This is a genomic window from Carnobacterium sp. AT7, from assembly GCF_000171855.1.
Lineage (GTDB): Bacteria > Bacillota > Bacilli > Lactobacillales > Carnobacteriaceae > Carnobacterium_B > Carnobacterium_B jeotgali.
Genome location: NZ_ABHH01000001.1, coordinates 156,134 through 171,314, shown reverse-complemented (window position 1 = coordinate 171,314; position 15,181 = coordinate 156,134). Strand labels below are relative to the sequence as shown.

At 35.9% G+C, this 15,181-nt stretch carries 16 protein-coding genes; 12 read left to right on the top strand and 4 right to left on the bottom strand.

The window, feature by feature from the left end:
• Both CAT7_RS00765 and CAT7_RS00760 read left to right on the top strand, forming a co-directional pair.
• Positions 1 to 1,358 (top strand): maltose/glucose-specific PTS transporter subunit IIC (locus tag CAT7_RS00765; protein ID WP_007720858.1); only part of this gene is annotated, 1,358 nt, incomplete at its 5' end.
• A gap of 2 nt (positions 1,359 to 1,360) precedes the next feature.
• Positions 1,361 to 2,053 (top strand): N-acetylmannosamine-6-phosphate 2-epimerase, encoded by a 693-nt coding sequence (locus CAT7_RS00760; protein WP_007720857.1) that lies wholly within the window; start codon positions 1,361 to 1,363, stop codon positions 2,051 to 2,053.
• A gap of 75 nt (positions 2,054 to 2,128) precedes the next feature.
• Here CAT7_RS00760 and CAT7_RS00755 read toward each other — a convergent pair whose 3' ends face one another.
• Positions 2,129 to 2,935: a MurR/RpiR family transcriptional regulator gene (locus CAT7_RS00755; RefSeq protein ID WP_007720856.1), complete on the bottom strand. Its 807-nt coding sequence runs from the start codon at positions 2,933 to 2,935 to the stop codon at positions 2,129 to 2,131.
• Between the two features lie 234 nt (positions 2,936 to 3,169).
• On the opposite strand from CAT7_RS00755, the gene CAT7_RS00750 reads away from it, so the two are divergent.
• A complete protein-coding gene (locus CAT7_RS00750; protein WP_007720855.1) occupies positions 3,170 to 4,492 on the top strand; it encodes an FAD-dependent oxidoreductase in 1,323 nt (440 codons plus the stop codon).
• Positions 4,493 to 4,573: 81 nt separating this feature from the next.
• Here the strand turns inward: CAT7_RS00750 and spx are convergent, their stop codons facing one another.
• Complete coding sequence (gene spx, locus CAT7_RS00745) at positions 4,574 to 4,978, bottom strand: transcriptional regulator Spx (protein ID WP_007720854.1); 405 nt, start codon at positions 4,976 to 4,978, stop codon at positions 4,574 to 4,576.
• Positions 4,979 to 5,251: 273 nt separating this feature from the next.
• Here spx and gcvT point away from each other — a divergent pair, with 273 nt between their 5' ends.
• From gcvT to gcvPB, 4 genes are read left to right on the top strand one after another with little or no spacing between them, the layout of a single operon-like run.
• Positions 5,252 to 6,361: a glycine cleavage system aminomethyltransferase GcvT gene (gcvT, locus tag CAT7_RS00740; protein WP_007720853.1), complete on the top strand. Its 1,110-nt coding sequence runs from the start codon at positions 5,252 to 5,254 to the stop codon at positions 6,359 to 6,361.
• A 38-nt stretch (positions 6,362 to 6,399) separates the two neighbouring features.
• Positions 6,400 to 6,798, top strand: a complete 399-nt coding sequence (gene gcvH / locus CAT7_RS00735) for a glycine cleavage system protein GcvH (RefSeq protein ID WP_007720852.1) — start codon at positions 6,400 to 6,402, stop codon at positions 6,796 to 6,798.
• 4 nt (positions 6,799 to 6,802) lie between these two features.
• The gene (gcvPA, locus tag CAT7_RS00730; RefSeq protein WP_007720851.1) at positions 6,803 to 8,149 is read left to right on the top strand and encodes an aminomethyl-transferring glycine dehydrogenase subunit GcvPA; all 1,347 of its coding nucleotides are present in this window, start codon (positions 6,803 to 6,805) and stop codon (positions 8,147 to 8,149) included.
• Positions 8,146 to 9,603: an aminomethyl-transferring glycine dehydrogenase subunit GcvPB gene (gene gcvPB, locus CAT7_RS00725; RefSeq protein WP_007720850.1), complete on the top strand. Its 1,458-nt coding sequence runs from the start codon at positions 8,146 to 8,148 to the stop codon at positions 9,601 to 9,603. Before gcvPA ends, gcvPB begins: the two co-directional genes overlap by 4 nt.
• Before the next feature lie 66 nt (positions 9,604 to 9,669).
• On the opposite strand, the gene CAT7_RS00720 is transcribed toward gcvPB, so the two are convergent.
• Positions 9,670 to 11,034 (bottom strand): FAD-binding oxidoreductase, encoded by a 1,365-nt coding sequence (locus CAT7_RS00720; RefSeq protein ID WP_007720849.1) that lies wholly within the window; start codon positions 11,032 to 11,034, stop codon positions 9,670 to 9,672.
• Between the two features lie 201 nt (positions 11,035 to 11,235).
• Positions 11,236 to 11,919, bottom strand: coding sequence for a YjjG family noncanonical pyrimidine nucleotidase (locus CAT7_RS00715; RefSeq protein WP_007720846.1), 684 nt, complete (start codon positions 11,917 to 11,919; stop codon positions 11,236 to 11,238).
• Between the two features lie 119 nt (positions 11,920 to 12,038).
• On the opposite strand from CAT7_RS00715, the gene CAT7_RS00710 reads away from it, so the two are divergent.
• The 5 genes from CAT7_RS00710 to CAT7_RS00690 all read left to right on the top strand — a co-directional run bounded on the left by CAT7_RS00710 (position 12,039) and on the right by CAT7_RS00690 (position 14,941).
• On the top strand, positions 12,039 to 12,368 hold the full coding sequence (locus CAT7_RS00710) for a DUF6054 family protein (RefSeq protein ID WP_007720844.1): 330 nt from the start codon (positions 12,039 to 12,041) through the stop codon (positions 12,366 to 12,368).
• A 185-nt stretch (positions 12,369 to 12,553) separates the two neighbouring features.
• Positions 12,554 to 13,207 carry a CAP domain-containing protein gene (locus CAT7_RS00705; protein WP_007720843.1) on the top strand — a complete coding sequence of 218 codons (654 nt, stop codon included), beginning with the start codon at positions 12,554 to 12,556 and terminating at the stop codon, positions 13,205 to 13,207.
• Positions 13,208 to 13,366: 159 nt separating this feature from the next.
• A complete protein-coding gene (locus CAT7_RS00700; protein WP_007720841.1) occupies positions 13,367 to 13,951 on the top strand; it encodes a cob(I)yrinic acid a,c-diamide adenosyltransferase in 585 nt (194 codons plus the stop codon).
• 50 nt (positions 13,952 to 14,001) lie between these two features.
• The gene (locus CAT7_RS00695) at positions 14,002 to 14,415 is read left to right on the top strand and encodes a DUF4430 domain-containing protein (protein ID WP_007720840.1); all 414 of its coding nucleotides are present in this window, start codon (positions 14,002 to 14,004) and stop codon (positions 14,413 to 14,415) included.
• Positions 14,402 to 14,941 carry a hypothetical protein gene (locus CAT7_RS00690; RefSeq protein WP_007720839.1) on the top strand — a complete coding sequence of 180 codons (540 nt, stop codon included), beginning with the start codon at positions 14,402 to 14,404 and terminating at the stop codon, positions 14,939 to 14,941. Before CAT7_RS00695 ends, CAT7_RS00690 begins: the two co-directional genes overlap by 14 nt.
• Positions 14,942 to 15,181: the final 240 nt, after the last annotated feature.

Genomic DNA, 15,181 nt, shown 5'->3' with positions numbered 1-15,181 from the left:
GTGCAGGAAATATCGTCTTTAGTAATTTACCTGTAATTTTTGCAGTGGGAGTAGCTATTGGATTAGCAAGATCAGATAAAGGGACAGCTGCTTTAGCTGCTTTGATCGGTTACTTGGTTATGCATTCAAGTATTAATGCGATATTGACTATTAATGGAAAATTAGCTGTGGATAACCTTGCTGCAGTTGGTCAAGGAAGTACATTAGGTATTCAAACACTTGAAACAGGAGTCTTTGGAGGGATCATAGTTGGGATTTTAGCCAGTTATTTACACAATCGCTTTAATAAAATTGAATTGCCAACCTATCTTGGATTCTTTGGTGGTTCACGTTTTGTTCCAATCATCACGTCTTTTTCAGCCATTATTTTAGGAGCTATTATGTATTTTGTATGGCCAGTATTCCAAGGTCTTATTACTAACGTAGGCGATGTAGTTAATGCTACTGGCTACTTAGGAACATTCTTATACGGATTTATCTTACGTATGCTGGGACCAGTTGGATTGCACCACATTTTCTATCTTCCTTTTTGGCAAACGGCTGTTGGAGGAACATTGGAAGTCGGTGGAGAACTTGTTCAAGGAACACAAAATATTTTCTTTGCTCAATTAGCTGATCCAGCAACACAAGAGTTCTTCGGTGGAACAGCACGTTTCATGTCAGGACGTTTCATTACAATGATGTTTGGTTTAGTTGGAGCTGCATTTGCAATCTATAAAACAGCAAAACCGGAAAATAAAAAAGTTGTTGGCGGGTTGATGTTGTCCGCAGCCTTAACATCCTTCTTAACAGGGATTACAGAACCGCTAGAATTTTCATTCTTATTCATAGCACCGGCATTATATGTAGTACATGCTGTTTTTGATGGACTTGCATTTATGTTAGCACATATCTTTGAGATAACAATTGGCCAAACCTTCTCTGGTGGATTTATAGACTTTATTCTATTCGGGGTTTTGCAAGGAAATGAACGCACAAATTGGATAATGGTATTAGTAATAGGAGTAGTCTGGTTCTTCTTGTATTACTTCACATTCATGTTCCTAATTACAAAATTCAACTTCCAAACGCCAGGTAGAACGGATAAAATAGAAGTTGCTGGGAACAAAGCAAAAGTAGAAGGCCGTGCACTAGATGTTGTTAATGGTCTAGGCGGAGCAGACAATTTAGTGGATGTTGACAATTGTGCTACTAGACTACGTGTCACCGTTAAAGACGAGACTTTAGTCAATGAAGAACTATTAAAAGAAACGGGCAGTCAAGGACTAATCAAAAGAGGAAATGGAATCCAAGTTGTTTATGGACCGCAAGTGTCTGTTATTAAAAATGAGATTGAAGAATTGTTAGGAGACGAATAAAAATGAATATGTTGGATAAAATAAAATCAGAATTAGTTGTTTCATGTCAAGCTTTAGACAATGAACCATTACACAGTTCATATATTATGGGAAGAATGGCTGTTGCCGCTGAAGAGGGTGGAGCAAAAGGGATTCGGTCAAATTCTAAAGAAGATATCATTGAAATCAAAAAAAATACAGACTTGCCGGTTATTGGAATCGTTAAAAGAGACTATGAAGATTCAGCAGTCTTTATTACGGCAACGATGAAAGAAATTGATGAGTTGGCTAAGTCTAAATGTGATATGATTGCTCTAGATGCTACTGACCGCATTAGACCAAATGGGGAAACCTTGGAGTCATTTGTTCAAGCGATTCGTTCTAAATATCCTTCCATCTTACTAATGGCTGATGCATCAACTGTAGAAGAAGTAATTGAAGCAGAGAAAATTGGTTTTGACTGTGTTTCTACTACTTTAATGGGATACACAAAAAAATCTGAAGGCCAAAATATTGCAGACAACGATTTTGAACGTTTGAAAATCATTTTAGAGACTGTCAACGTTCCTGTTATTGTTGAAGGTCACATCGATACACCTGAGAAAGCGAAAAGGTGTAAAGAACTTGGAGTGCATTCAATTGTAGTGGGAAGTGCTATTACTCGGCCTCAATTAATCACTGCTGAGTTTGTTGGGAAAATGAAAGAAGTAAATTAACAAGTGAAAATAAAAAGCTAGTAAAGAGTGGTTTTAGGCCACTTTTTACTAGCTTTTTTGTTTTTTTATTTCACTTTAATTCAAATCTATCGCAGTTAAAGTTTTTCTTCTGTTCTCTTTATAAGACTTATTTTCTAATAAAACGTAGCACAATACGTCTAAAATAAAGTGGATTGGCAATTGACTATTGATAAATTGTTCATCTGGAATAGATGTTCTACCAGAAGCGAATAGTACTTGATCGGCAATTTTTGTTAAAGGTGTGTGATTTTGATTGGTAATGACAAAAACAGTCGCGTCCTCTTTTTTTGCTATCGTACAGGCATCAATGACAGCTTGCGTTTGCCCATAATTAGAAATAGCGATCATTAAATCGTATTTTTTTAATAACACGGCATCCATTAACATCATATGCGGATCGGTTACTACGTCAACAATCAATCCCATTCTGACTAAACGATATTTCAATTCCATAGCACTTAATCCAGAATTGCCAACGCCGCAAATTAAAATTTTATTGGAAAGATGAATAGCTTCCACAAAATCATTGATCTGTTTTGTTTCAATTAATTGAGATGCTGAATGAATCAATTGTGTATAGTAGCTAGCAATTTTGACGGGTACTTGCAAAGGGGTAGGATTGCCGCTTAGTTCTTGAGTTACAAATGTTTTAAATTCATTGAAATTCCGATAACTTAATTTCGCACAAAAACGTGAAATAGTAGCATTTGAAGTCTCAGTTAAACGTGAAAGATCTTTAATGTTCCATGATTCAATGTCTTTTTTATGTTCAAGTATAAATGCAGCTACCTGCTTTTCTTTTTTTGATAAGAGGGAATAATTTTGGTTAATTCGATTAGAAAGATCAAGATTGTTTGTCATAAATAAGATAACCTACCTCTATGTACTTTTTTATAAGAATACCATTTATAACCAACGTTTACAAAAACAAATTAATAAACAGAGTAAATCAAAACTCTTTAATGTGATTTTATATTATAGGTTATATGTTGAAATCTTGTGAGCTGATTATTCTTTAATAGAGTATTCAAATGCTATACTAAAGTCGGATTAAGAAAACGAATACAAATAATCTTAGAAGGGAACGGTGTTATTTTGAAAAAGTATGATGCGATTATTATTGGATTTGGCCAAGGTGCTCGTACCTTAGCAACTAAGTTGACAGCGAATGAATGGAAAGTAGCTTTGATTGAAAAAAATGAGATGATGTATGGCGGATCTTGTGTAAATATTGGTTGTATCCCTACCAAAATTTTAGAACACGATGCTCGTGAAGAAAAAGGCTATGCAGAAGCATTAAAACGTAAAAACGACGTTACTAAAAGAAATCGAAACACTGAGTTTACTAGCATGCAGAATAACGAATGGGTCGATTTATATACCGGAATGGGTTCATTCAAATCCAATCATGTGATAACAGTTGATCTAGGCAAAAAATTGGAAGAACTTGAAGCGGAATATATCTTTATTGATACTGGATCAGACAGTTACTATCCACCTATTGAAGGGTTAATAGACACAAAAAATGTCTACAACAGCACTGAACTTCAATCATTGCCCAAAATACCTAAGACATTGGGCATTATTGGAGCAGGAAATATTGGGTTAGAATTTGCTTCGATTTATGCTATGTTTGGATCGAAAGTGACTCTTTTTGAGACAGGTGATCAGTTTATGCCAAAAGAAGAACCCGAGGTAGCACAAACCGTTCAAAAAGTTCTGGAAGATAAAAAAATAACAATCCAGCTGAATGCAAGAATAAATAAAGTTTCAAACGAAAAAGAACTAGTTAAACTTGAAACTGAAGACCATAAGGAATTTTTATTCGATGCAGTTTTGGTCGCTACCGGACGCAAACCCAATACTAAAAACTTGAATTTAGAGAGTACGGGTATTGTGGTGGATGAAACAGGCGGAGTCGAAGTAAACGACTTTTTAGAAACCGCAGTTGAACATGTCTTTGCCTTAGGAGATGTTAGAGGAGGCTATCAATTTACGTATATTACAATTAATGATGCGAAATTAATTGCTGATTATGTATTGGGTAAAAGGAATCGCAGGCGTTCAGAGCGCCAACATGTACCTTATTCGATTTTTATTGAGCCAGCATTTGCTCGCGTGGGTTTAACCGAATCAGAAGCAAAAGAGCAAGGATATCAAGTGATAACGAATACGGCTCTAGTCAGTGGAACGACCCGCTCAGATGTTATTAACGATACAAGAGGTTTGTACAAAGCAGTCGTCAACAAAGAGACAAATGAAATCTTAGGCGTGACTCTTTTTGGGGACCAAGCACATGAATTGGTCAATCAAGTTAAGATGGCAATGGATAATCAAATTCCATATACGTATCTGAGAGACCAAGTTATCACTCATCCTGTTATGTCAGAAATATTTAATACTTTATTTGATTTGTGAGGCTAAAAAGACTTCTCTCCATTTTACTCAGTGGAGAGAAGTCTTTTTACGTATAATAACAACTACGAATTTTTTTTATCATTAGAAGTTGACTGGTAATTGATCGTGTAATTTGGAAAGTTCTAGTTTGCGGATATCTCGCGGTAAAAAGCAGCGGATGTCCTCTTCATTATAACCAACTAACAACCTCTTATCATCCACAAGGATAGGGCGACGCATAATTCCGGGATGTTGCTGAATCAGTTTCAATACTTTTCCTAAAGGCATATCGTCTATATCCACATTTAGTTCTCTAAAAGCTTGTGAGCGTTGTGAGATGAGTTCAATTGTTCCGTTTTCCGTCAGTTGCAAAATTGATTTCAATTCTTGGTCGGTTATTTTTTCAGTAAACACGTTCTTTTCAGTGAATGGAATGTCATGTTCTACTAACCAGGAACGGGCTTTGCGACAAGAAGTACAACTAGCAGATGAATATAACGTAATCATGTGAAACCCTCCTTCTCAAGTTCTATGAATAGTAGTATAATATACCAGTAAACGCAAACGGTTTCAATAAAAATCTTAAAAGAAAAAGCCTTAAAAAGCAATCATTATGCCTTAGTAGGAAAAAAATAACAGACACTTATTTTTTTATCAAAGCAAATGTTAGTCTATGAAAGAGTAAGGTAAAATGTTAAATTTAACTTACGAGGTAAACTAAAAAAAAAGAACAACAACAATTTTATTTGCTGCCTATCATGAAAGAATGGGGGATATAAGATGGAAAAAGAATTAAAAAAAACACCTTTATTCAACTATTATAAAGAAAAAAATGTTAAATTAATGGATTTTGGAGGTTGGGCTTTACCTGTTCAATTTTCAGGTATAGCAGATGAGCATAAGAGTGTCCGTACATATGCTGGATTATTTGATGTTTCCCACATGGGAGAGATTCTTGTAAAAGGAAAAGATGCCGGAGTATTTTTAAATTATTTATTGACGAATGATGTGTCGAAAATAAAAATTGGTCAAGCGCAATACAACGCTATCGTGAATGAACATGGCGGTACAATTGATGACTTGATTATCTTTAAACTAGATGAAGAAGGGTATTTAGTTACACCTAATGCATCAAATAGTGACAAAGTCTTTCAGTGGATGGAGAAACATCTGACCGGAGACGTTGTGTTAGAAAATAGATCAGAAGATATTGGATTGCTAGCTCTCCAAGGCCCAAATGCCGAAAGAATCTTACAAAAACTAGCAAATGATGATTTGAGTAAACTCAAACCGTTTCACTTTTTCCAGCATGTTGAATTAAACGACTTGTCACCTGTCCTAATTTCTCGTACAGGGTACACTGGAGAAGATGGTTTTGAAGTGTATTTGGAAGCCAAAGAAACCGAAAAATTATGGCATTTGCTGCTTGAAGTAGGATTAGAAGAGGGCTTGCAGCCTTGTGGATTAGGTGCTCGCGATACATTGCGTTTAGAAGCGAGTCTTTCATTGTATGGAAATGAACTTTCAGACACTATTTCACCTCTTCAAGGAGGCATTGGATTTGCCGTTAAAACTAAAAAAGAAGCTGATTTTATCGGAAAAGCTGCTTTAACAGCTCAATTGAAAAGTGGAGTAGATAAAAAAATAAAAGGTCTCGAGTTGATTGGAAAAGGAATCGCGCGACATGGATACAAGGTTCTTGATGAAGCTGGTTCTGAAATTGGTGTGATCACTTCAGGAACAAAATCTCCAACACTAGGCAGCAGTATTGCATTAGCCCTTTTGTCAACCAACGGAAACGAAGTAGACACAAAAGTAAAAATTGAAGTACGCAATAAGCTAATAGACGCCGTAATTGTAGAAACGCCATTCTATAAAAGAGAAAAATAACTACCAAAATAATAATGAAGAATGAGGAGTGCTTTATGATGACAGAGGAAAGATTATATAGTAAAGACCATGAATGGATTTTGCCATTAGGAGAAAATACAGTACGTGTAGGAATTACAGCTTACGCTGTAGAACAGCTTGGAGACATCGTATATGTAGAAGTTCCAGAAATAGATGCAGAGGTTTCTGTTGGTAGTGAAATGGGAACTGTTGAATCTATTAAATCAGCTTCAGAAATTTTTTCGCCAGTTACTGGATTGATTATAGCTGTTAATGAAGAATTAGAAGACGGACCTGAATTAGTCAATGATTCTCCATATGAAGAAGGTTGGTTTGCAGAGATTCAATTAGAAAATCCGATTGAATTAAAAGGCTTGTTAAGTGAAACAACTTATCAAGCCTACGTTGCTGAATTGGCAGCTGAAGAGGAGGCATAAGCGATTGAACGAATATAGATACCTTCCGGATACTGTACAAGACCAAAAAGAGATGTTAGATGTTTTAGAAATGACATCAGTTGATGAATTGTTTTCGGATATTCCAACAGAAATTAGATTGACAGAAGATTTACCAATTCCACAAGCTGTTCATGAGTCAGCTTTAAGAAAGAAAATGAGACGATTAGCAGACAAAAATGCTACTGCTCATGATTATACGCTTTTTTTAGGAGCTGGAACTTATGATCATTACATTCCAAGCGTAGTGGATCATGTTATTTCTCGTTCAGAATTTTACACAGCGTACACGCCCTATCAAGCAGAAGCTAGCCAAGGAGAATTGCAGGCTTTGTTTGAGTTCCAAACGATGGTATGTGAATTAACGGGTATGGATGCAGCGAATTCTTCTTTATATGATGGGTTTACTGCACTTGGAGAAGCAGCTACATTAGCTGTTGGAGCAACAAAACGTTCTAAAATTCTTATCTCTAAAGGTGCTCATCCTCAAGGGAGACAAGTTCTTCAAACGGTTGCTAATGGGCATGACTATCAAGTAGCAGAGATTGATCTATTGAATGACAGTACAAATTTAGCCTTATTGGAAGGACAACTAGATAATGAAACTGCAGCTGTTGTCATCCAATACCCCAATTTTTTTGGTTCAGTTGAGGATCTAGCAGCAATTAAAGAACTAGTTACAGCACATAAAGCCTTATTAATCGTGATGGCCAATCCTTTAGCTTTAGCTTTACTAGAATCGCCGGGCAAATTAGGAGCGGACATTGTAGTTGGCGACATGCAGCCGATGGGATTAGCTATGAATTTTGGTGGACCGCATTGTGGTTACTTTGCAGTCAAGAAAAAATATATTCGTAAAATTCCAGGACGTATTATAGGTCAAACAACCGATACAGAAGGCAAACGGGGATTTGTTTTAACTCTCCAAGCAAGAGAACAGCACATTCGCCGTGAGAAAGCGACTTCTTATATGAGTTCCAACCAAGCGTTGAATGCATTAGCGTCAGCTGTTTTTATGTCTGCTTTAGGAAAAGAAGGCATAAAAAAGATGGCAAAGTTGAATATTGAAAAAGCAGATTATATGACGAAACAAATGGAAAATAAAGGCTTCTTATTGAAAAATGAAGCGCCAATTTTCAATGAATTTGTCGTGCAGCTGAATGCTCCAATTAAAGAAATTAATCAACTGCTGCTTAAAAAAGGCTTTATTGGCGGATACGATTTGGAATTTGATTATGGCATGAAGAACGCAATGTTAATCGCGGTTACTGAACAACGAACAAAAGAAGAAATAGATCAATTTATTGAAGCATTGGAGGGAATGGCTAAATGACGGAATACAATGATTTGATTTTTGAAGTAAGTCAATCCGGACGTTCAGCTTTTAGTCTTCCTGAAAGTGATGTTCCCTTAATCGATCTAACGACTAAGTTTCCACAACACTTGATTCGTGAAGAAGCGGCTGAATTGCCAGAAGTATCAGAACCGCAATTGATGCGCCATTACACATCGTTATCGACTAAAAATTTTGGTGTAGATAACGGCTTCTACCCATTAGGCTCGTGCACGATGAAATACAATCCAAAAATCAACGAAGATGTTGCTCGTTATGACGGATTCGCAGCGATTCATCCGTTTCAACCGCTTGAAACGGTCCAAGGAGCTCTTGAATTATTGTATGAATTACAAGAAGATCTACAAGTGATTGCAGGAATGGATGCCATCACCTTACAGCCAGCTGCCGGTGCTCAAGGAGAATGGACTGGATTGATGATGATAAAAGCTTATCACACTAAAAATGGCGATAGAGCTGCTAGAACGAAGATATTGGTTCCTGATTCTGCTCACGGAACTAATCCTGCGAGTGCTCATGCTGCTGGATTTGATGTAGTTGAAATACCGTCTAATCCGAACGGAACAGTGGATCTAGTTGAATTGAAAAAACAAGTTGGGAAGGATACTGCTGGATTAATGTTGACTAATCCAAATACATTAGGTATTTTTGAGAAAGATATTATCGAAATGGCTGAGATTATTCATGAAGCAGGTGGCTTAGTTTATTACGATGGTGCAAACTTGAATGCTATTTTAGGTCAAACAACTCCCGGAATGATGGGTTTTGATATTGTTCATTTAAATTTACACAAATCATTCAGCACGCCACATGGTGGCGGAGGACCAGGATCTGGTCCAGTTGGAGTCAAGGAGTTTTTGATTCCGTATTTACCGATTCCACGGATTGAAAAACAAGAAAATCATTATGTTTTGAATGCAGCTTATCCTGATTCTATCGGCCGTGTAAAAGGATATTATGGAAACTTTGGGGTCAATGTTCGTGCATATACATATATACGAACAATGGGGCCTAAAGGATTACGCCAAGTATCTGAAAGCGCCGTACTGCATGCGAATTACTTACGTAAGCGACTAGAACCGTATTATGATACACCTTATACCCAATACAGCAAACATGAATTTGTTTTATCCGGTTCAAGACAGAAAAAACAAGGTGTTCCAACACTGAACATTGCAAAGAGAATCTTAGATTTTGGTTATTATGCACCAACGGTTTATTTCCCGTTAATCGTTGATGAAGCCTTGATGATTGAACCAACAGAAACGGAAACAAAAGAGACATTAGATGCATTTGCAGATGCTTTAATCCAAATAGCAAATGAAGTAGAAGAGACACCAGATATGGTCTTAAATGCACCATATACGACCTCTGTAAAACGCTTAGATGAAGTGAAAGCTGCTAGACAATTAATCGTTAAATTCACACCATAAATAGTAAAAGAGTAAAGCCCGCTCTCGAAACAGGAGAGTGGGCTTTACTCTTTTTTTAGATCTTCTTTACATCACTTTAGTTGGGTTTAAACGACCTTGTGGATCAAAAACTTGCTTGATTTTACGCATATAGGCTAGGTAATTCGGGTCTGTCATTTTAGCAAGGTACGGTTTTTTTATCAGTCCAATACCATGTTCTGCAGATGGAAGCCCGCCTAGTTCTTTGATTTTTGCATACATTTTAGTCAACACATCATCACGTTTTGATTCCCATTCTTGTTGATCTGTGATTGTTCCACGAGCAACACACGTATGAAGATTGCCATCACCTGCGTGTCCAAAACTAATCATACTCAATCCACTTTCTGCTTCCAATTGTTTGGTGTATTGGTAAAGTGTAGAAAGTTGATTGATTGGAACTGTTTCATCCATCGTTACTTGCTCAGTATAATTTACTACAGCGGTTAACAAAGAATCACGTAAAGCCCAAGCTGTTTTCTCTAGTTCAGGAGTATCTAAAACAACTAATTCTAAAGCGTTATGAGGCTGAATACTTTTTTTAAGCAATTGAACACGGTTGTGGATAACATCCATATTATCGCCGTCTAATGTGATTAAAAGATAAGATTCACCTTTTTGACTAGGGAAGAGTACCCCTTTTTCTTTTTCGCTTAAATGAATCGTTTCTCTTTCAAAAAATTCAAGGGCTGTAGGGTCAACGCCATTTTGCAGAATCGTTAAAACAGCATCCGTTGATTCTTTAAGAGTTGGAAAAGCAACGATTAGAGATAAGCTAGCTTTAGGCAACGGAATAACTTTTAATTTGATTTGAGTTGTAATACCCAAAGTTCCTTCAGAACCAATAAATAAATCTTTCAAGTCATAACCAGAACTATTTTTTATATTAACGCTGCCTAAGGTTAATTCTTCACCTGTTGCTAAGACAACCTCTAATTGGCGAACATAATCTCTTGTTACACCATACTTAACAGCACGCATGCCGCCAGCATTTGTAGCAATATTCCCACCGATAGAAGAATTCTTTGAGCCAGGATCTGGTGGGTAAAAGAATCCTTTACTTTCAACATACTCTTGAATTTCATGAAGCAATACACCAGGCTCAACAGTCAATGTTAAAGTCTCTAAATCTAAGTCAATGATTTGATTCATAAGGTGTAAATCGATAATCAGTTCATTTTGAACGGGAGCAGTTGCACCAGATAATCCAGTACCAGCTCCACGAGCAATAATAGCTAGATTCTCTTGAATAGCAAATTTTACTAACGCAATCACTTCAGCTTTTGTCTTAGGTAAAGCAACACCGTAAACACTTTTTGCATGACCGACATATTCATCAAATAAGTATTTTTCAGGAACATCTTTCCCTTCAAAAATACGAGTTGAATCGGCAATAATCTCTTTTAATGACATGAAAATTCTCCTTCTTGGGTATAAAATAGATGCTTTTTTTGTTTCTTTCGTTCTTAAGTGTAGCACTTACACCTAAGAGAATGCAATTAAATTATACAGCAGAATAGCTTAAAAAGGTTGATAAATCAATGTTTTTAAAATTGGTATAGGTCAATTTTGAACGATTTTAGTGAATGATTTTGAATCATCTGTATCATGCAATTATAAAAGAATGTCTGCTAACGCAGTAAGATGTTGAATCTCGTAAGTTGGGTTCTGAATAAAGCTTTTTGTGCTCTTTGGATTAAACCAACATGTATCAATTCCCACATTAAATCCTCCTTGAATATCTGAAGACAAAGAATCGCCAATAATAAGCGTTTTATCCATCACTTGTTTTGGAATATTTTCAAAAACGTGAGTAAAGAATTCTTTCATAGGTTTCTGGTATCCTATGGTTTCAGAAATATAGACACCTTTAAAATAAGGAGTTAAACCCGCATTTTTCAGACGAATGGATTGTGTTCGTGCAACCCCGTTTGTCACAATGTAAAGATCGTAATGATTTGCTAATTGCTTGATGAGTTGTTCTGCTCCGTCAATTAAGACAGCACTTTGTTCAAGATAATGACGGTATAGGTTGTCTAAATGAACCCCGTCTACCGTTAAGCCAAGCTGTTGAAATAAGATGGAAAATCGTGAATGTAACAGTTGTTCTTTCTCAATTTCGCCTTTTTCAAATGAAGACCATAATTGATGATTCATCTTTTTATAAAAATGATTCAACTCATCGGTTAACACCAAATCATATTTTTCAAATAAAGACCTGAGAGCATAATCCTCAGCTGCTGTAAAATCTAGTAATGTATCATCGATATCAAATAAAAGTGTTTGGTATTGTTTCAAATTGTTGCCTCCTTGGATTAGTTATTCTCTAATTCACCTAAGAAAGTATACCATTTACCTTGTTCAATGGTAAAAAAAACAGCATAATAGAATAAACTAAATTTAAAGGATGGGACAATATGAAAGAAAAGCAGGTTATCTTGAATGGAAATAGTTATGATCTTTTAAAATACCTCGAAAAAAATTTGACTGCTGAAAATTATGAACAATCTACTACTTATGAGTTTGATTTTGATTATGGAAAAGGGTACTTAACCGTTTTTGAGAAATACTTTTACCGAAATGAAAGTGTAGCAACCTTGACTCTCCATATCCATCCTTTAGAAAATGAGCAAGTTGAATTGATAGCAATCATTTCAGGCAGCTCGGTCGGAATACTCAATATTGATTTTGGAGTAAGTAAAGCTATCTTGAAAACGTTGGATCAATTAATAGAAAACTTTAAATAAACGTTTAAAATAAAAAAAGATCTTTTCTTAAAGAAACGGTCTTTTTTTGTTCACCAAATGCTTAGTAAAATATAAGTTAAAAAGAGAACAATCGTTTTCGTTTCAACCTGTATTTGTAGCACACGATTTTTGGTATACTACAACTAGTACTTCAGTCAAGTAGAATAAAAGAAAGGTTTGATGGAATGAGAAAATTTTTCTCATATAGTTTGATAGTGATCCTATTGATTTTTTTTGGCTATGGACTGGGAAATTCGACTATTCTAGAAGGTACAAAAATTGGAAACACTCTTTCTCAAATGGCGGATAAACTAACCAATGAACAGAGTGTAGTTATCGAAGGAAATCCAGTTACTAGTGAACAAGAACAAGCAACGAGCACGAATTCAGTAAATACAAGTACGAATGACCTAACGAAAACGGATGAAATTGATGTTGGAATCGTAGAGAATAGGGTCTTGGAGTTACTAAATGAATTGAGAAAAGAAGTAGGCGTTTCACCAGTAACTTCTAATGATCAATTGAAAAAAGCAGCGAATATACGAGCGATTGAAACGGAAGAATCTTTTTCGCATACGCGTCCTGACGGTAGAGCCACCTTTACGGTTTTAGAAGAAGCGGGCGTTGAGTATACCTATCAGCTAGCAGGAGAAAACTTGGCAATGGGAACCAATTATTTAGATGAAACAGAAATGGCTGAATGGTTGTTCAAAGGATTAAAAGAGAGCCCTGGCCATTATGAGAATATGGTAAATATGGGTTTTAAACAGGTCGGTATTGGTGTCCATTATGATGGAGAAAATCTTTATATTGTACAACTATTCGGAACACCGTTATGACTTTTAACCTAGCGATAGTCTGAAATGATTAGTTGAATCGGCAAAAAGGGATTAGGTCAACCGACTTAATCTTTTTTTGTTTTGACACAACATGTTGTGGTTGAAAAATATAATGAACTGATATATAGTGGTTTAAGAAAGTGGTAAAGGAGAATGAATATGCAACTTTATACAAAGACAGGCGATAAAGGCGATACAGGATTAATTGGTGGAGCAAGGGTAAAGAAAGATTCGAATCGAGTTAACGCTTATGGAACAATTGATGAATTAAACTCTCTAATGGGGTATATCATAAGTCAATTAACTGAAAATGACAGAGTGTTAAAAAGAGAACTCATCGAAATTCAGCACAATCTATTTGATTGCGGAACGGACTTAGCAGATATCCATGGAAAGCTAAAGTGTAAAGTAACAGAAGAAACGGTACAAAATTTAGAAGCAATTATTGATGAATATGCTGATAAAGCTCCTTTAATTGAATCCTTTGTATTGCCAGGAGGTCACCCAATAGCTAGTTTATTACATATGGCTCGAACAGTTGCCAGAAGAACGGAAAGACAGATTGTCACGCTTGGATCTGAAGAAGCGATAAATCAACAGGTAGCTATTTATTTGAACCGATTGTCTGATTATCTATATGCCATCGCGAGAGCAGTTAATTGTACTTATAATGTAAAAGAGATTTTATATGAAAGAGGAGGAAAAGTTTTTCATCCGGAGTTGAAAAAAGAGGATTTAAAATAAAAAAATATAACAAATCATAAAATAGTTGATTGTTGGAGGAATAAATAAAAATGAAAATTTTAAAAGTAGGATTTATAGTACTAACGGCTCTAAGTTTGGCAGCATGTGGAGATAGGTCTGCAAAAGAAACTGCGTCTTCAGAACAAAGCAGTTTAGTTGAAAATCAAACAAAAGAAATGCTAACTGTTGGTAGTTCATTAGAACAAGATGGAAAAGAAGTCGATGGCACAAGTAAAAAAATGGAAGTAGAAGAAGGCACTAGTGTACTAGAAGTTCTAAAAGACCAGTATGAAGTAGTGGAAGAAGGTGGCTTTATTGTCTCTATTGATGGAATGAAACAAGACGAAGAGGCAGGAAAATATTGGATGTATGAGGTGAACGATAAACAGCCAACTGTAGGTGCAGCTGAATACTTAGTAAAAGATGGAGATCAAGTGAAGTGGTTTTTAAATGCTTTACACTAAAATGAATGGAAAAAAATCACTTCAAAGACTCACTTTACTTGCTTTTATGACGGCACTTTGTCAAGTAAGTCGGCAGTTGTTGCAGTTTTTACCAAATGTCCAACCTGTGACAGTTATATTAATTATTTTAACGTTAACGTTAGGAGTAACTGATGCGTTGATTGTAGCCGTATTGTCAATTATTCTATCAAATATAACACTTGGAATGGGAGTCTGGACGATTGCTCAAATCGTTTCGTTTGGTGGGATTGTTTTATTTACTGGATGGATTATTAAACCTTTTTTTAACAATATTCCTTTTGGATTCATGCTTATATACGCTGGTTTCACAGGATATTTATATGGTTTTTTGATTTCTTTAGTGCAAGCTCCGTTTTTTGGCATTCAAAATTTTTGGGTTTATTATGCATCAGGGCTCCCTTTTGACACGTTACATGCAGTCGGAAATGGCGGTTTTTATCTGATATTAGCACCCATTTTGTTTCCTTTACTAAAAAAATTTCTTGGTAGATATTATACTAGCTAAAAAGGGCTCTTCGTCAAATAGTATGGATGCTTCAAAAAATTCTTATGGAATAGAGCGATTTGCTTGTAAGAGCCCTGGTACCGTCTTAAGCCTAAAGTCTTAAGATCTTTCAAGCCTCAAACACAGCCTAATCGCTAAAGCTGAGTCATTCGCATTGAATAATTCACAGGGCTACAAGCCATCCTATTCCTCCAGAATGTTAAGCATGAACTAAATTAATCTATCCACACTAAAAAGTAT